This is a genomic window from Pseudomonas sp. CFBP 8770 (genome assembly GCF_014841705.1).
Taxonomy (GTDB): Bacteria; Pseudomonadota; Gammaproteobacteria; order Pseudomonadales; family Pseudomonadaceae; genus Aquipseudomonas.
On sequence record NZ_JACYUL010000004.1, the window covers coordinates 150,398 to 172,697 of the forward strand.

Below are 22,300 nucleotides of genomic sequence, written 5' to 3' on the forward strand. Positions count from 1 at the left end.
GTACCAACGGCACAAGCGATCCCCTGTAGCAGCGGCGCGAGCCGCGTCCGGGGTCGCTGCGGTCCATCTGGATGCCCCCACGCTTAATGGTGGACGAGCCCCCGGCACTGCTCCAGAATTTACCCACGCTCACAGGAGAACCTCTGCATGCTGATGGTGATATCCCCCGCCAAGACCCTCGATTTCGATACCCCTCCGGTCATCCAGCGCCACACCCAGCCTGAATTTCTCGACCATTCCCAGGTGCTGATCGAACAACTGCGCGAGCTCAGCCCTGCGCAGATCGCCGAGCTCATGCATCTCTCCGACAAGCTGGCCGGCCTCAACGCTGCACGCTTCGGCAGCTGGACACCCGACTTCACCCCCGAAAACGCCAAGCAGGCGTTGCTCGCCTTCAAGGGCGACGTCTACACCGGGCTGGACGCGACCACCTTGGACAAAGCGGGTTTCGACTACGCGCAGAAACACTTGCGCATGCTGTCGGGCCTTTACGGCCTGCTGCGGCCACTGGACCTGATGCAACCGTACCGACTGGAGATGGGCACCAAGTTGGTCAATGCCCGCGGCAAGGACCTCTACGCGTTCTGGGGCGAGCGCATCAGCCAATGGCTCAACCAGGCCCTCGCCGAGCAAGGCGACGACGTGCTGTTCAACCTGGCCTCGAACGAATACTTCTCGGCGGTCAAGCGCAAGACTCTGCAGGCGCGCCTGATCACTGCCGACTTCAAGGACCTGAAGAATGGCCAGTACAAGATCATCAGTTTCTATGCCAAGAAAGCCCGCGGCATGATGGCGCGTTTCGTGATCGACGAAAAAATCCACGACCCCCTGCAGCTCAAGGGCTTCGACCGCCAGGGCTATCGCTACAGCGCCGACCAGTCACGGCCAGACCATCTGGTGTTCCTGCGCGATCAGCCTGACGACTGAGCCTGTGCGGGCGTGGTTTTCACAGACACGCGAACGTTCTGTACGATACGCCCCACTTCTTCACCAAGGCTGGCAGTCATGTTAATCGGCATCTTTCTGATCATTTCCTGGATCATCCTGCTGGTCCGCTATCCCTCCAAGGCCCTGCCGATCTCCGGCGCCGCCGTGTTCGCCCTGGCATTGCTCGCGCTGTGGGTCATCATGAGCGACACGCGCGAAGCCCATCGCCTGGCGCGGCTGGAAATGCGCATCACCTACGATCCGCAGGGCTGTCCGGGCGACCGCCCGCTGCGCTTGAACCTGAACAACGGCAACAACGTACCGATGCAGGAGCTGCAATGGCAGGTCGCGGCTTATGCGCCCGGCCAGACCGCCAACCTGGCGGAAAACCTCTACACCGCGCCCCGCTACCGCGGCCCCGGTGAACTGCAGGCCGGCGCCGACTGGCAGGACTGTCTGCCGCTGCCGCCACTGCGCCCCGGCTATCGCCCGCAGACCCTGGAATTTCGTGCCGAACGCCTGCAGGGCAGCTTCTCTAAATAATCAGGACGCCGCTTACGGAACGGCGGGTGTGACGATGACCGTGCAGGTCGTGCCGGCGGCCAGCAGCATGCCTTCGGGCACCTCGTCCAGCTGGATGCGCACTGGCACTCGCTGCGCCAGGCGAACCCAGTTGAAGGTCGGGTTGACGTCGGCCGTCAGCTCGCGGCTCTGTGGGTTGTCGCGGTCATAGATACCACGCGAGATGCTGTCCACATGGCCCTTGAGGGTCTCGCCGCTCATCATCTGCAACTGCGCCGCGTCGCCGACATGCACATGGGGCAACTTGGTTTCTTCGAAATAGCCGTAGACCCAGAACGAATGCTCGTCGACCACGGCCAGCTTCGCCTCGCCCACCCGCGCATAGTCACCGACATGCACGTTGAGGTTGGTGACGTAGCCATCTACCGTGGCAAGCACGCGGGTGCGCTCCAGGTCCAGCTGCGCGGCCTCCAGGCGTGCCTGGGCCTGTTGATAGTCGGCCAGCGCCGAGGCGGCAACATTGCCGGCGTCCTCGCGACTTTCCCTGGAGATCACCAGCTCATCGAGATCGGCACGCCGGCTGGCGTTGACCTTGCGCATGTCCCAGGCGGCCTTGCGCGACGCCACCAGCGCCTGCGCCTGCTTGACCGCCAGGCGGTAGTGCGCCGGGTCGATCTGCAGCAGCACGTCGCCCTTGCGCACACGCTGGTTGTCGCGCACCGTCACCGCGGTGACGTAGCCCGATACATCGGCGGCGACGTTGATGATGTCCGCACGCACGCGCCCGTCACGGGTCCAGGGCGTCTGCATGTAATGCACCCACAACTGGCGACCGATGAAGATCGCCAGCGCCAGCACCAGCAGGGTCGCCAACAGGCTGAAAAACTTTTTCATTGCACAGGTTCTCACCGGTAGACAGTCAGCGCCATGGCGCCGAACAGACAGACGAACAGGCTCAGGCGCAACAGCGCCGGGTGCCAGAAGAATCGGTACACATCCAGGCTGGCAAACAGCCGGTCGAAGGCCCAGGCCAACCCGGCGGCAACCATGAACAATAAGGTCATGGTCGGCATGTACAGGCCATGGAAAGCGATTTCACGGGGCATGCCTGGTTCCTCGGAAGGCCAGTTCGGCGAGCGGCGATTGCGGGTCCAACAACGAACTGCGAATGAAGTGCAGATAGCTCTGCACCCGGCGCAGCGCCGAGGTATCGAAATGTCGGGCGAAGGGTTCATCGGTGTTCCTGACCAGGTGAATGGCCTGCTCGACAGCTGCCTGTGCGCGCTGCAGGTTGGCTTGCTGGGGCTGGATGAACAGGCGGATCAGCGCACGCCCCAGCACCCGGATCGACTGGCGCCACGGCTGCCACGAGGCATAGGCCGGGTGCACCGGCAAGCGCTCCTGCTCGCGCCGCAGCTCGATGATGGCGTGCCCCACCTCCATCACCACGAACATCCAGCGCAGCAGGTTGCGCTGCACCTGGGGCTGCCCGGCCGCCAGGCCATAGGCCTGATGCAGCAGGTCGCGGGTGCGACTCTCGAATGCCGAGCCCAGCCCGCGCGGTCTGCCGCTGATGGCGAACACCACCAGGGCGCGCAGGTCCTGCTCCAGGCGCTGCCACATCCAGCGACTGTTGGGCGGCAGGATGACCGCGCCGGCGGCAGCGCAGAACAGCATCCCCAGGACCATGCCAATGTAGTCGTTGATGAACGCATACGGATCGTACTGCGTGAGGTTGCCGGGCACCGAGCCCATGGAAAAGAAGATCAGCAGGCCCAGTCCGTAGCCAACGAAGCGAGGTCGAGAGGCAAGGAAGGCGCCCAGCGTCAGCACCGGCGCGAGGGTCAGGCACAGCAGCGCGAAGCCGTCGATCCACGGCAGCACGAAAAAGGTCGTGTAGAAGCCCACCAGCGCCCCCAGCAATGTGCCGCAGGCCATCTGGAACGACATCCGCCGCGGGTTCGGCGACGCCGCCGACAGGCCCACGGTGGCTGCCGCCACCAGGGTCATGGTCGCGCCACTGGGCCAGGCCGTCGCTATCCAATAGCCGCCTAGAAGCAGCAACACCAGCGCACCGCGAATACCGGCGGCGCCACTGGCCAGCCAATTGGTCTGTGCACGGTACGGCTCGTCCCAGCGCTCGCGGGCATGCCGATGCTCGGCCAGCGAGGCATGGGTCTGGGCATAGTCGTGCAGTTCTTCGACGAAGCGATAGAGCAACTCGAATGCGGTGTGCAAATCCAGCAGGTCGTCATCGTCCGGGCCGCTGTGTTCGAACACCTCACGCAGGCTGCGCACCTGTGCCGGCAGCGCGTCCTTGTACCGCGCCATGCGCCGGGCCAGGCGCGCGGCATCGGCATCGGTCAAGGGCTGCCCGGCGAAATCGTCCAGCACGTGCGTCAATGCCTGCAAAGCCGGTTCGATGGCCATTGCCACGCCGCGATGACCGCGCGCGCGGATACGCTCGAGCAACTGATGCAGCGCATTGAAGCGGGTGGTCACCGTCATGAATTCGCTGTTCAGCCGGCTGACCCGACCATTGCGCCGGCGCATGTGCGGGTCTTCGAAGGCGGTCACACTGCGCAGGCTTTCCAGGCCCACGGCCTCGGCGATGAAGCGTACGTTGTCGGCTTCGAACTGCTCCGCTGTGCTGTCGCCTCGCAGACCGTCGGTGACGAAACGAGCGAAGACACCAAAGCGCTGATACAAGGCATTGCGCATCGAGGCGCTGGACGACTGCGGAAAGATCGCCGCGCTGACCGCCGTCGCCACGAGAATGCCCAGGGCAATTTCCAGCACGCGCCAGACCGCCGCCATGAAGGCGCCGTCCGGATGGGCCAGGGCCGGCAGGCCGACCATGGCTGCTGTATAACCGGCCAAGACGAAGCCGTAGGCGCGGAAGTTGCGGCAGCGCATGGCGCCGGTCGAGCAGATGCCGACCCACAGCGCCAGGCCGGGCAGAAACAGTTCGGTGTTCTGCGCGAACAGGGCGATCAACACCACCGTCACGACCGACCCGACGAGGGTGCCGAGCAGACGATAGAAGCTCTTCGCAAAGACATGGCCGCTCTGCAACTGCATGACGATGAACACGGTGATCATCGCCGTACGCGGTTGCGGCAGCTCCAGGCGCATCGCCAGCCACAGCGTGGTGAAGGCGGCCAGCAGCACCTTGAAGATATAGATCCAGGTGACGCCGTCGCTGCGCGCCCACTCGAAAAAACCGCGGCGCCATTGCAGGCTGCCCAGCCAAGCCGTCATCGATCGATTACCGCCAGTGGCTTGGGCACTTGCAGACGTTCGGCAGCCGGGGCATCGGCACCCGCCCCCAGGCCGCCGCCCAGGGCCGTGACCAACTGCGCATGCACCGCCAGGCGCGCAGCCTGCACCTGTTGCTCGATCTGCTGCTGGCGCAACAGCAGGGTCTGTGCATTGAGCACTTCCAGGTAGCCGGTCAGACCGCGCTGGTAGGCGATCAGGGCAATGTCGTAGCTCTTGCGCGCCGAAGCCACCGATTGCTCGGCGAAGGCCTGTTGCTTGTCCATGGAGGCGCGGCGAATCAGCTGGTCGGAGATCTGCTTGAGCGCCTCCACCAGCGTCTGGTTGTAGTGTGTCACCGCCAGGTCGTAGCCGGCCGATGCATCGGCCAACTGGGCACGCAGCCGACCGCCATCGAAGATCGGCAGGCTCAATGCGGGGCCGGCGTTGTAGCTCAGCTTGCGGCCGGCGAGGAACTCCAGCATGCCGCCGCCAGTGGCCAGGTAGCTCAGGCTGCCGACCAGATCGACATTGGGATAGAAGCCGGCATGGGCCACGTCGATACCCCGTGCGTTCGCCGCCACGGCCCAGCGGCTGGCGACCACATCCGGGCGCTGCCCCAGCAACTGCGCGGGCAGCACCGAGGGCAACCCAAGCGGCGCTTGCAGAGACAGGCCTGGACGCATGAGTTGGCTGCCCTGCCCCGGCCCTTTGCCCGCCAGTGCGGCCAGTTGGTTCTGGGCCAGAGCAATCTGCTCATCCAGGGCGTCGATTTGCCGATGGGTTTCCGGCAGCAGGGTCTCGGCCTGGCTGACTTCCAGATGGGTGCCGATGCCGCCGCGCAGACGCCGCTGCGCCAGCGCCAGGATCTGCTCTTGCTGGGTCAGTGTGCTGTGCACGATGTCACGCTGGGCATAGTGCAGCGAGAGCTGGATGTACGCCTGCACCACGTTGCTCGCAAGCTCCAGCTGGGCCTGCCGCGCCTGAGCGACACTCATGTGCGCCAGGTCGACGGCGCGCTCGCTGGCATTGCGCTCGCGGCCCCACAAGTCCAGCGCATAGGTGAAACCCAGCCCGGCATCGTTGTCCCAAGTGGTCTGCCCGGACAGGTCGCCGGGACCATAGAACGGGTCGGCAGGCCAGTCGTGGCGATGCAAACGAGCGCTGGCATCGATGTGCACGGATTCGGCGGACTCTGCCAGCCCTGCCATGGCCTTGGCCTGGCGCACCCGGGCGGCCGCCGTGGCCATGCTCGGGCTGCCCAGCAAGGCCAGGCTCACCCAGGCATCGAGCTGCTTGTCGCCATATGCGTGCCACCACTGGGTCTGCGGCCATTGCGCGTCCTGGACGGCGGTTTGAATGGCGGCGTCGGTGGCCAGCGCATCGGCCGACAACGCTTGGTCCCGAGGGGCGATGCCGGCAGTGCCGATGCAGCCGGTCAAGGCCAGGGTCAACGTCCAGACACTGAGGGTTTTCAACTCGTCGATGAGGCGGCGCGGCACTGCGGCGATTTCCGGGAGGGGTAGAACTGCGGAGGGGTCTGGGCCGGCATTCTAGAGCCGCTGCGTGGCGCCGATAAGCTGATGTTCCTGCGATTCTTTGTTACCGAACCGGTGATAATCCTTCTGTATAATTGTTGCTTCATGCGACAATTTGTCCGTCGAACCAGAGACCGAATCATGGACACCTTGCAAAACATGCGTGCGTTCACCTGTGTGGCCGAAGCCGGCAGTTTCACTGCCGCCGCCGCACAACTTGACACCACCACCGCCAACGTCTCGCGCGCGGTGTCCAACCTTGAAGCCCACCTGCAGACGCGGCTGCTCAACCGCACCACTCGACGCATCGCCCTGACCGAGGCCGGCAAACGTTACCTGGTGCGCTGCGAGCAGATCCTCACCTATGTGGCGGAAGCCGAGGCCGAGGCCAGCGACGCCCACGCGCGGCCTTCGGGGCAGTTGAAGGTGCACACCATGACCGGCATCGGCCAGCACTTCGTGATCGACGCCATCGCGCGCTACCGGCGCACCCATCCGGACGTGACCTTCGATCTGACGCTGGCCAACCGGGTGCCGGACCTGCTCGACGAAGGCTATGACGTGTCCATTGTCCTGGCCAGCGAGCTGCCCGATTCGGGCTTCGTGTCGCAACGCCTGGGCATCACCTACAGCATCGTCTGCGCCTCCCCGGACTACGTGAAGGCGCACGGCTCGGCGCGCACGCCCGGCGATCTGCGCGACCATGCCTGCCTGCGCCTGGTCAGCCCGGTGGTGCAACTGGAAAAATGGCTGTTCCAGGGCCCCGACGGCCAGGAGATGGTCAACATCAGCAACGCGCCGTTCCAGGTCAATTCGGCCGACGCCATGAAGACCGCCATCAGCAGTGGCATGGGCGTGGGCGTGCTGCCCATCTACGCGGCCATCGACGGCCTGCGCAACGGCACCCTGGTGCGCATGCTGCCCGAGTACCGCCTGCAGGAGCTGAACCTGTACGCCATCTATCCTTCTCGCCAGTACCTGGATGCGAAGATCAAGACCTGGGTGGAATACCTGCGCGGTTCGTTGCCCGACATTCTGGCGGCGCACGACGCCGACCTGCAGACCTTCGACCTGCAGATCGCCAACTGAGGCGGGATTGTTTCTGCTCGAGCGGGAATGTTAGCGTGCTCTCATTCCCTCCCGACGAGCACACGCCCAATGAAAAAAACCGTCCTCGCGTTCAGCCGTATCACCCCTGCCATGGTCGAGCGGCTCGAAGCGCATTTCGACGTCATCGTGCCCAACCCAAAGGCAGGTGACATCGCCGCCCAGTTCAACGAGGCCCTGCCCAAGGCCCACGGCCTGATCGGCGCCGGACGGCCGTTGGGCCGCAAGCAACTGGCCGACGCCGCCAACCTGGAGGTGGTTTCCAGCGTGTCGGTGGGCTACGACAACTACGACGTCAGCTACCTCGACGAGCGCGGCATCATGCTCACCAACACCCCTGACGTACTCACCCAAAGCACTGCGGACCTGGCCTTCGCACTGATCATGAGCAGTGCCCGCCGCGTGGCCGAACTCGACGCCTGGACCAAGGCCGGCAACTGGAAAGCCAGCGTCGGTCCCGACCAGTTCGGCACCGATGTGTACGGCAAGACCTTGGGCATCGTCGGCCTGGGCAATATCGGTGCGGCCGTGGCACGCCGCGGTCGGCTGGGCTTCGACATGCCCATCCTGTACAGCGGCAACAGCCGCAAGCCTGAACTGGAGCAGGAATTGGGTGCGCAGTTTCGCAGCCTGAAGCAACTGCTGGCGGAAGCAGATTTCGTCTGTCTGGTGGTGCCGCTCAGCGACAAGACACGCCACATGATCGGCACCGCCGAACTGGCACAAATGAAGAAGAGCGCCATTCTGGTGAATATCTCGCGCGGGCCGGTGGTCGATGAAGCGGCGCTGGTGCAGGCGCTGCGCGACGGCACCTTGCGCGGCGCCGGCCTGGATGTCTACGAGAAGGAGCCGCTGGCCGAATCACCGTTGTTCCAACTCGGCAACGTCGTGACGTTGCCGCACATCGGCTCGGCCACGGCGCAGACCCGCGATGCCATGGCTTATCGCGCCATCGACAACCTGACGGCGGCGCTGCTCGGCAAACGCCCTCAGGATCTGGTCAACCCGCAGGCGTTCAAGGGCTAGGGCGAACCAGCGCCGTGCTGCCCGGCACCGGCAGCGCTCCCGACGACCCGGTCGACGGGGACGCTGCCGACCTGGCGCCCTTGCGAAACACCAGCACGTTGCCGAGCATCACCAGTACCAGCCCGCCCAGGGCCGGTGCGGTCCATTGGTACCCTTCGGCATACGCCGAGACATTCAACGCCACCACCGGGAACAGCACCGTGCAGTAAGCGGCGCGCTCGGGGCCCATGCGGCCCACCAGGGTCAGGTAGGCGGTGAAGCCGATCACCGAGCCGGGTATCACCAGGTACAGCAGCGAGCCGACGTAGCGCACGCTCCAGTCCATGCTGAACGGCGTGCCGCGCAGCAGGCAGTAAGCACTCAACAGCAGGGCTCCGTAGAGCATGCCCCAGGCATTGGTGGTCAGCGGCCTCAGCCCGGCTTTCTGCTGCACGCTGGAGAGCATGTTGCCTGCCGAGAAACACAAGGTGCCCAGCAGCGCCAGGCCCAGGCCGAGCAGGGTCTGCGGGCTGGCATCATGGCCGGCCAGCTCCGGCCAGAACAGCAGGCCCAGGCCAAGCAGGCCCAGACCACCTGCGCCGATCACGCTGGCCGTGATCCGTTGGCCCAGAAAGATCCGCGCGTTGAGTGCATTCCACAAGGTTGCCGTGGAAAACACCACGGCGATCAACCCGGTCGGTACCCACTGGCTGGCGGTGAGGAAACACATGAAATTCACGCAGAACAGGCACAGCCCCTGGGCCAGGCAGATGAGGTGACCGCGCCGTCCCATGGCCTGCAGTCGTCGGGTGGCCAGCAGGATCACGAACAGCACCAGCGCGGCGAGGCCGAACCGGTAGACGATCGACACGGGAATCTCGACCACGCCCAGTTGCAGCTTGAGGGCGATCCAGGTCGTTCCCCAGATCAGTACGGTCAGCAGATACAGCGATAGGTTCATGACAAGGCCTCCGGGGTCAGGGGCACATTGTCCGAGCGGCGGCCGATCCCGGCTTGCACAAACTTGCGCTTTTTCTGCCGCTGCACTGGCAGCTTTCCCGCGACGCAGTACCATGGCCACGGAGGTATCGACCATGACTGCTTTGCTGGACCTGCAAGTGTTTCAGGCGCTGCACAACTCGCGCCACGCGCGCCTCGAGCACAACGCCGACCTGGGCGACTCGATGGTGGCGGCGTTGTGGAGCAATCACCACGATGCCCAGGAGTATCAGGCGCCGACCCATCACACTCTGTCGTGCTACATCGGCGGCGGCACGGGTACCTTTCGCCGCGATCGACCGTGGGAGAAAGGTGCGCCCGGCAAGCAGTGCATCCTGCCGGCCGGCCATGAATCGGCCTGGGTCATCAACGGTGACATCCGCCTGGCCCATCTCTATTTCAGCGCCGAGCAGTTTGCGCTGGGCTGCGTGACGCTGCTCGACCGTGAGCCCCGGGAAATGCAGTTGCGCGAGAATACCTTCCTCGAAGACCCGGCACAGGCGCGGCGCTTCGCTCGTCTGATCACCTTGAACTGGAACGAACCGGGGGAGCGCGTGCTGACCAGCAGCCTGGCCCACGAGATGCTTGCTCACGCCCTGCTCAGCCAAGCGGTCGCGCGTCCGCAGCTGCGCCTCAAAGGTGGGCTTGCAGCTCATCAGCGGCGCCTGCTTCGCGACTTCATCGAGGTGCAATTGGCCGAACCTCTGAGCCTTGGCCAACTGGCGGCCTTGTGCAGCTTGTCGGAGTACCACTTCGCGCGGATGTTTCGCACAAGCTTTGGCTTGCCGCCGCATCAGTACGTGCTGGCTCGGCGGATCGCCCGCGCCCGCTCGCTGTTGCGCCAGACGCAACTACCCTTGGGCGAGGTGGGCCTGGCGTGCGGGTTCGCCAGCGCCAGCCACTTCAGTAATCGGTTTCGCCAGGCAAGTGCCGTATCCCCAGGCGAATATCGCCTGGCTTGCACCTGACGGCAGGCTGGCGGCGGGCTCGCGCTACCAGCGGGCCACGGCCGCCAACGGCCCCAACAGCAGGCCGAATGCGGCCAATACCAGAGCCCAGCGTGGCCGGTACGGCAACAGCCACACCAGAAATACCGCGCTGCCCATCAACACTGCGGTCCAGCGTACCAGCCCCATGGCCCAGCCAGCGCTGAGCACCGAGACCCACAGCGACAAGGCCAGCAGGGCCCAGCCCGCCATGCGCAATTGCACCTTGCGCGAAGGGCTGGGTCGATGCCCGAGCATTTCCTGATGATGGCGTTCCATGGCCAGGCACAGGGCACTGAAGCCGGCATAACTGAGCAAACCTGCAGCCAACATCAATGCACCTCGCTTGGCGTGACCGCACGCGGTGCGCGCGCCACTGGCAACGCCGCCAGCACTGAGCGGCGGCGTATCTTCGTGACCATCCAGGCCAGCACCAGGCCGCACCCCAGCGCGCTGAGGTCGACGCCTGCCACCACCCAGTCGCCAGCGGCGATGGACGCCGGCAGGCCGTGGTCGGTCGTCAGCAGACCGAGCACCGGCACGCCTGCCAAGGTAATCGCCGCCAGGCCCAACTGCTCGGTCCAGGCCTTGCTGCCACTGCGCACAGCGGCGTGCACGATGCTCAACAGCCACACGACGAAGAAGGTGTCTACCTCGATGCCGGCACGCTCCGGATAGGTCGCCGGCAGCAGCCGGTTAGCCCACATGAAGCCTGCCACCGCCAGCACCAGCCCGGCCATGCCGGCCACGTTCAACACTTCCACCAGACGCAGCTCGAAGGGCCGCACACCGCTGCGGGCATGCTTGAGCTGACGCTTGCCCAGCCACATGACCAGGCCCGTAGCGATCAGCAAGGTACTGGCCAGGCCGCAGAAGAAATACAGCCAGCGCAGCACGGGCCCGGCGAACAGCCCCATGTGCAACCCATAGAACGTGCCCGCAACGACAATCGGCATGGAGCTTTCGCGCGGCCGTTCGAGCACGGCGCCCGTGGTGCCGGCGAAGGTGATGGCCGCGCCAAGGTCGCGGCTCACGGTATCGCCGTCATGCCGACTGAACTGCACCTGGGCGTTGGCATCGCCCGGCACCTGCACCGACACCCGGCCGATGCTGCCTTCGGGCCATTGCTGCAGCGCACGGTCGTACAGCGCACCCAGATTCGCCAGCGGCGCGGGCTGCCCGGCGGCGACCTGCTGGTTGCCTGGATAGATCTCGCTGAAGAAAGCCTGGGCATCGCCATCGTAGCGGCTGTTGATGCTTGCCGGCATGAGCATGGTCATGAAGATCACCAGGCTGCTGTAGGTGATCATCAGGTGAAAAGGCAGCACCAGCACGCCGACCGCGTTGTGGCCATCGAGCCAGGAGCGCGTGCCCTTGCCGGGACGGAAGGTGAAGAATTCCTTGAAGATCTTCTTGTGGGTGATGATGCCGGTGACCAGCGTCACCAGCATGACCATCGCCGCCAGGCTGCTCAGCCAGCGGCCCCAGGGGTAGCCCATTTGCAGCTGGTAGTGGAAGCGGTAGAAGAAGTCGCCGCCGCGGCTGTCGCGTGCCTCGATTCGCTGCCCGGTCTGTGGGTCCAGGGTATGGCGGGTGAAGCTGCCGCGCCCGCTCTTCTTGGGATCCTGCCACATGACCGAAAGCGCTGGCTCGCGCGCGTCCGGCAGGCTGATGAACCAGCGCGACGATTGCCCGGCGTTGGCTTGCAGATAGGTCTGCGCCTGCGCCAGGCTGGCCCGCGCGTCGAGCGCACGCACCGGTACTTCGGGCTGTGCCCAGTGGCTGATTTCGTCCTTGAAATAGGACAGTGTTCCGGTCAGGAAGATGGCAAACAGCAGCCAGCCGAACACCAGCCCTGCCCAGGTATGCAGCCACGCCATCGCCTGGCGAAAGCCTTCTCTCACGGCAGGTGCTGCCAGTGCAGAAGGCCCGCCAGCGCGGCCAGTACCAGCCCCGGTATGGCCAGGCCCAACCAGGCCCGGCCGGCGCTGTGCGAAGCGAAACACCAGAGCACGGCCACCAGATACACCAGGAACGACAGCATCATGGCGCTGACCACGGCCTCGCCGCGCGCCATGGGCAGCAGCCAGGCGATGCACACGCTTGCAAGTGCCGCCAGCACGTAGCCGCCAAACACGGCCGCCACGATGCGAGAGGCCACCGCCCAACGATACGAGGCAGGCACCCCGCCGATTCTGCTTCTCATGAAAGACCTTCAAACGTCCGAACGCGGCACTCAATCGTGCTGATAATAATGATAAATATTCTCATGCGCAAAGACCGTCGCTGTTTATCGTGCACTGCAACATCATTTGCCGACGCTGGAACGCCTGTCGACCTTGCCCAAACGACGGCTCGCCCGTAAGATACGAACAATTCTTATTCTGCTGCGCACCCCATGGCGCCGGAGTGTTCGCGGTGACCGCTGTGACTTCCCCTGCCTCGCATTCGGTCGAGGGCCTCTACCTCGTCCATCGCCGCTGGCTGACCGAGTGGCTGCGCAGCCGCCTGGGCTGCCCGGACAATGCCGCCGACCTGGCCCAGGACACCTTCATGCGCCTGCTGACCGCGCGCGAGGTAGCGCCCATCCGTGAACCGCGGGCGTTTCTCACCACAGTGGCCAAGCGCGTGCTGTGCAACCACTACCGTCGCCAGGATCTGGAACGCGCGTATCTGGAGGCCTTGAGCCAGATGCCCGAGCCCCTTGCACCTTGCGAAGAACATCGGGCGATCATCCTGCAGACCCTGCTCGAGCTGGATGCACTCCTCGAGGGTCTGCCGGTCGCGGTCAAGCGTGCGTTCCTGATGGCACAGGTCGATGGCTTGGGCTACCGCGAAATCGCCAGCGAACTCGGTGTTTCCCTGGCCACGGTCAAGCGTCATCTGCACAAGGCAGCCTTGCGCTGCTATTTCGCGCTGTGAACGAAGCCCGCAGTTTTTCCCCGCAAGTGGCCGAACAGGCGGTGCACTGGCTGCTTGAGCTGCAACAAGGCCCGCTCGACCCGCGCCAGCAGCAAGCCTGGCAGCGCTGGCTGCAGGCCGACGGCGAACACCGGCGCGCCTGGGATCACATCCAGAAGGTCAATCAGCAGTTCGCCGGCCTGCCCGCTTCCCTGGCGCAGGCTACGGTGGGGGCACCCCACTCGCCTGGCCGCCGACGCGCACTCAAGGCGCTGTTGCTGCTGGGAATGGCCGGTGCAACCACCCTGGCCCTGCGACAACAGCATTGGCTGCCGCCGTTGGTGGCCGACTACCGCAGCCCGCTGGGCCAGCGCCGTCAACTGCAGCTGGACGATGGCAGCCGGATCCACCTCAACACCACCAGCGCCGTGGACGTGCGCTTCGATGCGGGTCAGCGCCTGATTCACCTGCTCGAAGGCGAGATCATGCTCACGGCGGGTGCCGATGCTCGGCCCCTGCTCATCAGCACCGACCAAGGGCTGATCACCGCTGGCCGGGGCCAGGTCAACGTTCGCCAGAAGCCGGGCAGCACCCAGGTGCAGGCGCTGCAGGGCGCCGTCACCCTTCAGGCCGCCGGGCTGCACGGTGAGCCGCAGCGTCTGGCCGACGGCCAGCAGCTCGAGTTCGAACGCCAGCGTTTCAATCCGCCGCGACCACTGGACGCCAACAGTGGCGCCTGGGTCGACGGCATGCTGATCGCCGCACACATGCGCCTGGGCGACTTCCTGGCCGAAGTCGGCCGTTATCGCCGCGGCCAGCTGGACTGCGACGCCCGCGCGGCCAATCTGTTGCTCTCCGGCAGTTTCCCCCTGGGCGATACCGAGAAAATTCTCGATTCACTGGAGGCGGCACTGCCAGTGAAAGTCCGGCGCTTCACCCGCTATTGGGTCACGGTGCAATCGCGTGCCTAGCCATCCCAGACTTGGCAAAAATTTATTTGCACGCTCTCTGAGCCGTTTTGCCTTGCTCGCGTGACAGACAGGGTAACTCCCCCTACATCCTGCCTGGAAACGCCGAATGTCCAACCTGCCCACCCCACTCGCTCGCGCTCTGCGCTGTCTGTTGCTCGGCACTGCCGTGAGCGTGGCGCAACTGCCGCACGCCATGGCCGCCGAGGGCTCTACCCGCGAGTACCACATCGCGCCCGCGTCGGTCGAAAGCGCAGTCAACCAGTTCGGCCGCGAGGCAGGTGTACTGATTTCATTCGGCTCGACCACCCTGGCGGACCAGCCCAGCCCCGGCCTGCAAGGCACCTACAGTGTCGAACAGGCTCTGGCGGTACTGCTTGAAGGGACCGGCCTGCAGGCTCAGCCGCTGGGCGATGGCGCCTACAGCCTGGAAGCCACACCCGTCGCGCAGCCTGGCAGCGCCGGTGCTGCCGTGGAGCTGGGTGCCTCGAGCGTCGTCGGCGACTGGCTCGGCGCCGCCGAGCAGACCAACGTGTTCGAGCACGCCGGCGCCCGCGACGTGGTGCGCCGCGAAGACTTCGAACGCACTGGCGCCACCAGCGCACGCGATGTCCTGAATCGCATTCCAGGTGTCAATGCGCCACAGAACAACGGCACAGGCAGCCATGACATGGCGATGAACTTCGGCATCCGTGGGCTCAACCCACGGCTGGCGACCCGTTCCACGGTGCTGATGGACGGCATCCCGGTGCCGTTCGCGCCCTATGGCCAGCCGCAGTTGTCGTTCGCACCGGTCAGCCTGGGCAACATGGACGCCGTGGACGTGGTGCGCGGCGGCGGCGCAGTGCGCTACGGCCCGCAGAACGTCGGCGGCATCGTCAACTTCGTGACCCGCGCCATTCCCGATGCACCTACCGTCAAGGGCGGCTTGCAGACCCAGGCCAGCCCTTCTTCGAGCCAGGATGGCTTCAAGACCACCGGCAACCTGCTGGCGGGCGGCACGGCCGACAACGGTCTGGGCGGCGCCCTGCTCTATTCCGGTGTGCGCGGCGGCGACTGGCGCGAACACAGCGATACCCAGATCGACGACCTGATTCTCAAAGGCAAGTACCAGATCGACGAAGCCAACAGCCTCAACGCTCAGGCGCAGTACTACGAAGGCGAGGCCGACATGCCTGGTGGCCTGAGCGCAGCCGACTACAAGGCCGACCCCTATCAGTCGACCCGCCGCTACGACAAGTTCTGGGGGCGCCGCACCATGGTCAACTTCGGCTACCGCTACCAGGAAGATCGCCGCGAATTCACCGCCAACACCTTCTTCACCAAGACCTTGCGCAGTGGCTATCTGGACCAGGGTAACTTTCTCTCCCTGTCGCCCCGCGAGTACTGGGTGCGTGGTGTGGAGACGCGTTTCTCCCAGGGCTTCGACCTGGGCCAGACACAGCACGAAATGAGCGTGGGCTACCGCTACATCAGCGAGGCGGGCCATGAGCTGCGCTACCGCACACCAATCAGCGCCAATCAGCAGCTGCCCAGCACCGACAGCCGCAACGACCGTGACACCCGTGGCGGCACCCAGGCCCACGCCTTCTATATCGACGACCGCATCGATATCGGCCGCTGGACGTTCACGCCCGGCATCCGCTACGAGATGATCGACTCGCAGCAGACCAACAACCTCACCAACGTCAAATACCAGGGTGACTACACCACCGCATTGCCGGCCCTGAACGTGCTCTACCACGTCAACGAGAACTGGAACCTGTACGCCAACACCGAAGGCTCGTTCGGCAGTGTGCAGTACAGCCAGATGCCCAACCGTGTGACCGGCGGCGAAGTGAAGCCGGAAAAGGCCCGGACCTGGGAGCTGGGGACGCGTTACGACAACGGTAATCTGCGCGCGGAAATCGGTGCATTCCTGATCAACTTCGACAACCAGTACGACAGCAACCAGACCAACGACACGGTGATCGCTCGCGGCGAGACTCGCCATCAGGGTATCGAGACCAGCATCAACTACGCACTGGACGGTTTGAGCCCGGCCCTGGCCGGTTTCGACGTTCACGCCAGCTACGCGTTCGTCGATGCCACCATCCGCGAAGACGGCCCGAACAAAGGCAACCGCGTGCCGTTCTCGTCACGCCACAAGGGCACCCTGGGCGTCGGTTACACCCAAGGCCCGTGGAAGCTCGACCTGGACAGCAGCTACCAGAGCAGCCAGTTCGCCGACAACGCCAACACCCAGGCCGAAAGCGCCGATGGCAGCACCGGACGCATCCCCGGCTACATGCTCTTCAGCAGCCGCGCCGGCTACGACTTCGGCCCGCAATTGTCCGACTTGAACGTCGCGGTGGGGGTGAAGAACATCTTCAATCGCCAGTATTACACCCGCTCCTTCGACGACAACAACAAGGGCAAATACGTGGGCGAGCCGCGCACGATCTACGTGCAGACCTCCGTCGCATTCTGACGCTGGCAGCGCGCTCCTGCCGCCGGTGAACCCCGGTGGCAGCGGGTCGTACGCCGCGAGTCTGCATGGGACAGTGGCGGGTTCGGCACTTATTTAGAAAAAGTTCGAAAAAGTTACTGAATATTTATCTTCGCCGAGGGGTTGAATTGTGTCTTCAACTCCCTAACCTTGTACTTCAAGAGGCGATGAATATCAGCGTCATCGAATCTCTAGCTAGCAAGCCGAATAAGGGATGAACTATGCAGATCCAGGTCAATAGCGATAACCATATTCAAGGCGATGCCCGCCTGCAGGAGTGGGTGCGCACCGTGGTGGAAAACGCAGTCGAGCACTACCAGGAGGATCTGACTCGCGTTGAGGTCCACCTCGCCGACGAAAACGGCCAGAAATCCGGGCCCGACGATATGCGCTGCCAGATGGAAGCGCGCCCCAAAGGTCACCAGCCCATTTCCGTAACGCACAAGGCGGAAACCTTGGATCTGGCGGTCGATGGCGCTGCCGAGAAGCTCAGCCACGCTTTAGAGCACATGTTCGGCAGGTTGCGCAACAAGCGTGCAGCCAACCCGCAAACCATTCCCGATGGCCCGAACGAAGCCTTGCTCGAAGAAGAGTTTCTGGAAAACGAACAGGTGCTCAACAGCAAGTCCTGAGCCCTGCAACGTGGAAGAAGGCGAGCCTTGGGCTCGCCTTTTTTATTGCCTGCGAATAAGTTTTTCACTCCGGGCACGGCGATTGCTACATCAACTGCGACGAAGTAAGGCGGCAGTTACATACAGCAAAAGATGAAACGCGGCGCCGACCAGCGGTCTTGAACCAGTAACTAATCGCCTAGTCCATTAACGAAGTTCGACTATTGCAGGTAGTACATCATGGATAATCCATTCCAAGCCCTGAGCGATGCGTTCCAACCTGAATACCGCGTCAACCTGAGCATCCAGCGCCTGGATGGCAGCATCATGCTGACCCTGTCCAACGAACGCGGCGTTGCCGCCAAGCGCGTGATCACGGCCGAACAGCGCAACGACCCCAAGCGCATGCGTCGGCTGATCGAAAGCATTCAGTTCGGCATGGCCATCGAGCAAGGTGGCAGCGCCATGCAAATCCTCGCGGCGATGACCGATGCCGGCAACGTCGAGAAGCTGGCCGGCAAGCAGGCCCTTCACGCCAGTGCCGCGCACACCTCACCGGTCGCCGCCAGCCTGCAATGAGCCGCCGTGCGGCTCAGTTGTCGGACTTCTCCTTTACCGATGGATAGCGCGAAGACCCATAGCGCACCACCAGAATAGCGAAAGCTAGGAGCAGGATGCCACCGCACAGGTAGATGATGCCCAGATCCGGTGCATTGTGGTGCGAGACGTCGCCGATCAGCAGGCGAGTCAAGGCGGTGATTGCCACGTACAGCAGAAAGCGGATGGGCATGTGGTTGGTCTTGAAATAGATCCCCACCATCGCCCCCAGCTCCAGATAGATGAACAGCAGCAGGATGTCATCCACGCTGACGCTGCCCTTCTCTACCATCCCCAGAAAAGCGCTGACGGCCGCCCAGGCGGTAATGGCGCCAATGCCGAACAGCGCCAGATAGTGGAACGCCTCAACGCACAGATTGCCCAGCGAGTCGGCCTGGGCGTGCAGGCTCCCGCGAAGCTTTTCGGCCCATTTCATTGCCTGTATTCCTTTTGCCAACCGATGGTGAGATGCGCCTGAACGCCTATGCTCGTTCAGGGCATGCAGCATAAGGGCCAGGCATGGCTGGTGAGAAGCAGCCAGACTGTCGCAGGGCACCTCGTCGGCACCTCTGTTCAAGCCCGCTGATTTGCCTTATGCTTTGCACTGTATAAACGAACAGTAGTTATACTGAAACCATTCCCTGGGCAAATGAGGTGGTCAATGGCCGTCGAAGTGGTATACCGCAGCAGCCGAGATCTGGAGCGCCTGTTTATGGACAAAGCTGAAGCCGATCGTCACGACAAAATGCTCGAGCTGGCCGAATTGTTGGCGGACGTGCTGAAAAAAGCCGTGCCGTCACTCGATGACAAGCAGGTCGAAGACGCCGGTATCTACATGGCGAAAAACCGCGATATCTTCGCCAAGGCATTCAAGAGCCAGCCCGATGCCCTGAACGAGTTGCTCACAGCTACGGACGACTCCGCCGAGCAGGCCTGATCGTCAGGCCTGCAGCGCTTGCACGAACTCGGCCAGCCAGGGCTCTGCGTCGGTTTCCGGGGTGACGCTTTCGCTGGCGTCCAGGCGCAGCATCTCCTGCACCTCGTGCACGCCCAGCTCTGCGAACAGCTCGCGCAACTGCTCGCCGCCGCCGCAATAGGTGTCGTAGCTGGAATCACCCAGCGCGATCACACCACCGGGCAGGCCACGCAACGCCGCCGGCAGTTCATCCCGCAACTGAGCATACAGCGCCATGATGTTGTCCGGCAGCTCGCCCATGCCGGTGGTCGACGTCACCGCCAGGAGCGCCTCGGGTGCGAATGCCAGCACGTCCTGCAGAGTGGCCCGCGGGTTGTGCCAGGCCTGGATATCCTGCCGCTTTAGCAGCTTCTCGGCATGCCGGGCGACTTCCTCGGCCGCGCCATAGACCGAACCGCTGAGGATGGCAACTTTCATGATGACTGTCTCGGACCGTTGAAAGCGCTGATCTTACCAGCCCGATCGCGCATTGAAAGGCAGGATCTGACGTACTGGGATCCCTCCTGCAGCCTGTATGAATTAGACTACGCTGCACGCTAGGGAACCCTGACATGATCAATGCGAAGCTGCTGCAACTGGTGATCGATGCGTCCAACGACGGCATCGTCGTCGCCGAACAGGAAGGCGAGGACAACATCCTCATCTACGTCAATCCGGCGTTCGAGCGCATGACCGGCTATACGTCGCTGGAAATGCTCTACCAAGACTGCCGCCTGCTGCAGGGTGACGACCGTGACCAGCCTGCGCGACAGCGCGTGCGCGAGGCGATCGACCAGGGCCTGGCATGCCGCGAGGTGCTGCGCAACCACCGCAAGGACGGCAGCTTTTTCTGGAACGAGCTGTCGATCACTCCGGTGCACAACGACAGCGACCAACTGATGTACTACATCGGAATTCAGAAGGATGTCAGCAGCGAGGTCGAAGCGCAGCAGCGCATCGTCGCGCTCGAGCAGCAGGTGGTGGCGCTGCAACAGCGCATCGTCGAACTCGAAAGCCCTGCGCAGCCGGGTACGGTGTGACCGGCATGGCCTTTTTCCAATCTTGCTTTGAGTCACCCCTTGCCGCGAGTGCACGCCATGCCGCCTGATGTATTGCTGACCCAGGACGAACTGGAGTTTCTGCGGGCGATGCAGGCCAACCCGCAGCTCAATGTGCGCGATACCCTGCTCAACCTGTCGATCAAGGGTGGACCGCAGGTTCGCGATCTGCTGATGCGCCTGGCCTCCCATGAACAGGTCACCATCGAGGCACACCTGGAAAACCAGCAGATCAGCTTTCCACTGCAGGTCGTGGAAGACGAGTTCCAGGCGCCGCACCTGGAGCTCGGTGCGCCCAGCATTTACGAGGACGGACCGATGCTGCGCCCGTGGCGTCTGAGCCTGGCACAGCCGATTGTGCTGCGCGACGGCGAAGGCCATGACAGCGACCTTTGGGTCCGTGACATTTCCTTCAAGGGTGCCTTGCTCGAGGTTCGCCATGGTGCACAGGCGCCCGCGCAATTTCAGCTGTGGTTCACCCCCGATGGCTGCGCACCGATCCCGTTGCGCGGCTCGATGATTCGCGAGGCCGAACCCGGCTTGTTTGCCTACCGGCTCAGCCAGAACAACGCCAAGGCGATTGAATCCCTGCGCCAGTTCATTGTGTTGCACCACCAACTGGTGCATCCGCAACCGCACCTGTAATGCGCCGGATCAGCTGTCCAGATGCCCGGCCAGGTATTGCTGCAGACGACGTTGCATCAAACGTCCATCACTGCCCAGGCAGGCAATCTCGGTGGATCGCAGGCCTTCCTGCATCATTTCGGACAACTCACCGGCCAACAGCAGCGGGCAATTCAGGGCGTTGTTCAGTCTGGCCAACTGCCTTGGCAGCGCCGGCAACGGTGGGCGATTGGAGAACAGCACCACAGCCTGGGGCGCGAGTTTTTCACAAACCAGACTGAGCTCTTCGAGCGGCTGACCCAGACCGAGCAGTTGCACTTCGACTTGCGGTGCGCCCAGCAACAGGCCTGTGACCTGAAGTTCGAGCTCCCGGCACTGCTCTGGTATGGCGACCAGCAATACCCGGTTGTCCTGGCCCTGATCGGAGGCCAGGCGCAGCCGTTGCAGCGTGCGGGCACGCAGAAAGGTGTCGAGGAACAACCATTCACTGGCCTGGCCAAAGTGGCCCTGATGCACCAGCAGCTCTTGCCAGACCGGCATCAGTACCTGTTCGAATACCACGGCCAGCGGGTAGCTGGAAAACACCTGGCCGTAGACCTGATCGAGCCGGACCTCGGCAAACTCACGCACGCACTGGCGGATCCGCTCCTGCCACTGCTGCCATTCACCGTGTTCGTTGCAGGGCCCAGGCAGCGCAGTTCTGGCCTGCTGGGTACGGGCCAGGATCTTGCCGACCTTGCTCACCGCAACGCCCCGCTCTATCCAGCCCAGGATGCTGCGCACCTCCTCGATATCGGCCAGCGAGTACAAGCGGTGCCCACTTTCGGTGCGGGTAGGCTGCACCAGACCATAGCGGCGCTCCCACGCGCGCAGCGTCACCGGGTTGATCCCGGTCAACCGGGCTACCTCGCGAATGGGGTACAGCTCGTCCAGCGCGTGGTCTTGCAGGCCAGGCAATCGGGTGCCGGATTCGCTCATTGCTAGTCAACCGCCGCCAGGAACAGGAGCGCACAGTGTAACCGCTGCCAGCGCGTTGAGGTTTGCGGATGATCCAACGGACGGTAGATGTGCACCGGGCGGTTTTCGGGAATAATACTTGCTTGATTTCAAATGCGGCCCATCACCCCGGCGCCGCATTCGATGGAGGCTCCTACCCGGAGCACCAGACTGCCCGGAGATACACAATGTCTACCTCCCCCGTTACCCTGATGGTTGCGCGCCGCGTGGCCGATGGCAAATATCAGGACCTGATCGCCTGGCTGCATGAGGGCGAGCAACTGGCCACCGATTTTCCAGGTTACCTGGGCTCAGGCGTTCTGGCCCCCGCGCCGGGCGACGACGAATTCCAGATCATCTTCCGTTTTGCCGATGAAACCACGCTGCATGCATGGGAGCATTCCGCCTCCCGCCGCTCCTGGCTGAGCCGTGGCAGTGAACTGTTCGCCCAGCCACACGTGCACCGCGTCAGCGGCACCGAAGGCTGGTTTGGCGACAGTGGCCTGCAGCGCCCGCCGCGCTGGAAACAGGCGGTGGCCATCTGGCTGGCGTTCTTTCCGGTGTCGTTGATCTTCAACTTCCTGTTCGGCCACGTGCTGAACGAGATCAGCCTGGTGCCCAGGGTCCTGCTCAGTACCCTGGCCCTGACCCCGATCATGGTGTTCTTTTTCATTCCGCTGTCGACGCGCCTGCTGCGTAGCTGGTTGCACGCCACGCCGAACCGGGCGCCGTTGCCCAAGGCCAAGGTGGCGTGAACGGC

General features: G+C 63.8%; 25 protein-coding genes. 14 read left to right on the plus strand and 11 right to left on the minus strand.

The genetic code is table 11. The annotated features are described in order from the left end of the window. Positions 1–147: 147 nt before the first annotated feature. Together yaaA and IFT98_RS10295 are read left to right on the plus strand one after the other, a co-directional pair. Positions 148–927, plus strand: coding sequence for a peroxide stress protein YaaA (gene yaaA / locus IFT98_RS10290; protein WP_192048450.1), 780 nt, complete (start codon positions 148–150; stop codon positions 925–927). A 78-nt stretch (positions 928–1,005) separates the two neighbouring features. Beyond that, positions 1,006–1,470: a multidrug transporter gene (locus IFT98_RS10295; RefSeq protein WP_192048452.1), complete on the plus strand. Its 465-nt coding sequence runs from the start codon at positions 1,006–1,008 to the stop codon at positions 1,468–1,470. Positions 1,471–1,482: 12 nt separating this feature from the next. On the opposite strand, the gene IFT98_RS10300 is transcribed toward IFT98_RS10295, so the two are convergent. Genes IFT98_RS10300 through IFT98_RS10315 form a run of 4 tightly spaced genes read right to left on the minus strand, consistent with a single transcriptional unit; the run spans position 1,483 to position 6,209 of the window. Then, entirely contained in the window at positions 1,483–2,343 is an 861-nt protein-coding gene (locus IFT98_RS10300) for an efflux RND transporter periplasmic adaptor subunit (RefSeq protein ID WP_192048454.1), read from the minus strand. 11 nt (positions 2,344–2,354) lie between these two features. Beyond that, a complete protein-coding gene (locus IFT98_RS10305) occupies positions 2,355–2,555 on the minus strand; it encodes a DUF1656 domain-containing protein (RefSeq protein WP_192048456.1) in 201 nt (66 codons plus the stop codon). After that, positions 2,545–4,710: an FUSC family protein gene (locus tag IFT98_RS10310; protein ID WP_192048458.1), complete on the minus strand. Its 2,166-nt coding sequence runs from the start codon at positions 4,708–4,710 to the stop codon at positions 2,545–2,547. Before IFT98_RS10310 ends, IFT98_RS10305 begins: the two co-directional genes overlap by 11 nt. Next, entirely contained in the window at positions 4,707–6,209 is a 1,503-nt protein-coding gene (locus IFT98_RS10315; protein WP_192048460.1) for an efflux transporter outer membrane subunit, read from the minus strand. Before IFT98_RS10315 ends, IFT98_RS10310 begins: the two co-directional genes overlap by 4 nt. 177 nt (positions 6,210–6,386) lie before the next feature. Here IFT98_RS10315 and IFT98_RS10320 point away from each other — a divergent pair, with 177 nt between their 5' ends. Together IFT98_RS10320 and IFT98_RS10325 are read left to right on the plus strand one after the other, a co-directional pair. Further along, positions 6,387–7,334, plus strand: coding sequence for a LysR family transcriptional regulator (locus IFT98_RS10320; RefSeq protein ID WP_122714375.1), 948 nt, complete (start codon positions 6,387–6,389; stop codon positions 7,332–7,334). A 69-nt stretch (positions 7,335–7,403) separates the two neighbouring features. After that, positions 7,404–8,378 (plus strand): 2-hydroxyacid dehydrogenase, encoded by a 975-nt coding sequence (locus IFT98_RS10325; protein ID WP_192048462.1) that lies wholly within the window; start codon positions 7,404–7,406, stop codon positions 8,376–8,378. Here the strand turns inward: IFT98_RS10325 and IFT98_RS10330 are convergent. Next, positions 8,368–9,318, minus strand: coding sequence for a DMT family transporter (locus IFT98_RS10330; protein ID WP_192048464.1), 951 nt, complete (start codon positions 9,316–9,318; stop codon positions 8,368–8,370). The genes IFT98_RS10325 and IFT98_RS10330 overlap by 11 nt on opposite strands. A 133-nt stretch (positions 9,319–9,451) precedes the next feature. Here IFT98_RS10330 and IFT98_RS10335 point away from each other — a divergent pair, with 133 nt between their 5' ends. Next, positions 9,452–10,324 (plus strand): helix-turn-helix domain-containing protein, encoded by an 873-nt coding sequence (locus IFT98_RS10335; protein ID WP_192048466.1) that lies wholly within the window; start codon positions 9,452–9,454, stop codon positions 10,322–10,324. A 24-nt stretch (positions 10,325–10,348) separates the two neighbouring features. Here IFT98_RS10335 and IFT98_RS10340 read toward each other — a convergent pair whose 3' ends face one another. From IFT98_RS10340 to IFT98_RS10350, 3 genes are read right to left on the minus strand one after another with little or no spacing between them, the layout of a single operon-like run. Further along, positions 10,349–10,675 carry a DUF3325 domain-containing protein gene (locus tag IFT98_RS10340; protein ID WP_192048468.1) on the minus strand — a complete coding sequence of 109 codons (327 nt, stop codon included), beginning with the start codon at positions 10,673–10,675 and terminating at the stop codon, positions 10,349–10,351. Beyond that, positions 10,675–12,246, minus strand: a complete 1,572-nt coding sequence (locus IFT98_RS10345) for a PepSY domain-containing protein (protein WP_192048469.1) — start codon at positions 12,244–12,246, stop codon at positions 10,675–10,677. Before IFT98_RS10345 ends, IFT98_RS10340 begins: the two co-directional genes overlap by 1 nt. Next, entirely contained in the window at positions 12,243–12,548 is a 306-nt protein-coding gene (locus IFT98_RS10350) for a DUF3649 domain-containing protein (protein WP_192048471.1), read from the minus strand. Before IFT98_RS10350 ends, IFT98_RS10345 begins: the two co-directional genes overlap by 4 nt. A 212-nt stretch (positions 12,549–12,760) precedes the next feature. On the opposite strand from IFT98_RS10350, the gene IFT98_RS10355 reads away from it, so the two are divergent. From IFT98_RS10355 to IFT98_RS10375, 5 genes are all read left to right on the plus strand, one after another. Next, positions 12,761–13,264 carry a sigma-70 family RNA polymerase sigma factor gene (locus tag IFT98_RS10355; protein ID WP_446730828.1) on the plus strand — a complete coding sequence of 168 codons (504 nt, stop codon included), beginning with the start codon at positions 12,761–12,763 and terminating at the stop codon, positions 13,262–13,264. Next, the gene (locus IFT98_RS10360) at positions 13,261–14,214 is read left to right on the plus strand and encodes a FecR domain-containing protein (RefSeq protein ID WP_192048473.1); all 954 of its coding nucleotides are present in this window, start codon (positions 13,261–13,263) and stop codon (positions 14,212–14,214) included. The genes IFT98_RS10355 and IFT98_RS10360 overlap by 4 nt, the downstream gene beginning before the upstream one ends. 106 nt (positions 14,215–14,320) lie before the next feature. Next, the gene (fecA, locus tag IFT98_RS10365) at positions 14,321–16,681 is read left to right on the plus strand and encodes a TonB-dependent Fe(3+) dicitrate receptor FecA (protein WP_192048475.1); all 2,361 of its coding nucleotides are present in this window, start codon (positions 14,321–14,323) and stop codon (positions 16,679–16,681) included. Between the two features lie 239 nt (positions 16,682–16,920). Next, the gene (locus IFT98_RS10370) at positions 16,921–17,331 is read left to right on the plus strand and encodes an HPF/RaiA family ribosome-associated protein (RefSeq protein ID WP_122795302.1); all 411 of its coding nucleotides are present in this window, start codon (positions 16,921–16,923) and stop codon (positions 17,329–17,331) included. A 219-nt stretch (positions 17,332–17,550) separates the two neighbouring features. After that, entirely contained in the window at positions 17,551–17,889 is a 339-nt protein-coding gene (locus IFT98_RS10375; protein WP_192048477.1) for a DUF3509 domain-containing protein, read from the plus strand. 13 nt (positions 17,890–17,902) lie between these two features. On the opposite strand, the gene IFT98_RS10380 is transcribed toward IFT98_RS10375, so the two are convergent. After that, the gene (locus IFT98_RS10380; protein WP_122795304.1) at positions 17,903–18,343 is read right to left on the minus strand and encodes a phosphate-starvation-inducible protein PsiE; all 441 of its coding nucleotides are present in this window, start codon (positions 18,341–18,343) and stop codon (positions 17,903–17,905) included. Between the two features lie 225 nt (positions 18,344–18,568). On the opposite strand from IFT98_RS10380, the gene IFT98_RS10385 reads away from it, so the two are divergent. After that, on the plus strand, positions 18,569–18,844 hold the full coding sequence (locus IFT98_RS10385) for a YebG family protein (RefSeq protein ID WP_122795305.1): 276 nt from the start codon (positions 18,569–18,571) through the stop codon (positions 18,842–18,844). A 3-nt stretch (positions 18,845–18,847) separates the two neighbouring features. Here IFT98_RS10385 and IFT98_RS10390 read toward each other — a convergent pair whose 3' ends face one another. Beyond that, positions 18,848–19,300: a flavodoxin gene (locus IFT98_RS10390; protein WP_192048479.1), complete on the minus strand. Its 453-nt coding sequence runs from the start codon at positions 19,298–19,300 to the stop codon at positions 18,848–18,850. Between the two features lie 134 nt (positions 19,301–19,434). Here IFT98_RS10390 and IFT98_RS10395 point away from each other — a divergent pair, with 134 nt between their 5' ends. Together IFT98_RS10395 and IFT98_RS10400 are read left to right on the plus strand one after the other, a co-directional pair. After that, a complete protein-coding gene (locus IFT98_RS10395) occupies positions 19,435–19,902 on the plus strand; it encodes a PAS domain-containing protein (RefSeq protein WP_192048481.1) in 468 nt (155 codons plus the stop codon). A gap of 57 nt (positions 19,903–19,959) precedes the next feature. Next, positions 19,960–20,565: a hypothetical protein gene (locus IFT98_RS10400; RefSeq protein WP_192048483.1), complete on the plus strand. Its 606-nt coding sequence runs from the start codon at positions 19,960–19,962 to the stop codon at positions 20,563–20,565. A gap of 9 nt (positions 20,566–20,574) precedes the next feature. Here the strand turns inward: IFT98_RS10400 and IFT98_RS10405 are convergent, their stop codons facing one another. Further along, complete coding sequence (locus IFT98_RS10405) at positions 20,575–21,522, minus strand: MerR family transcriptional regulator (RefSeq protein ID WP_192048485.1); 948 nt, start codon at positions 21,520–21,522, stop codon at positions 20,575–20,577. Positions 21,523–21,728: 206 nt separating this feature from the next. Between IFT98_RS10405 and IFT98_RS10410 the strand changes: the two genes are divergently transcribed. Next, complete coding sequence (locus IFT98_RS10410) at positions 21,729–22,295, plus strand: antibiotic biosynthesis monooxygenase (protein ID WP_192048487.1); 567 nt, start codon at positions 21,729–21,731, stop codon at positions 22,293–22,295. Positions 22,296–22,300: the final 5 nt, after the last annotated feature.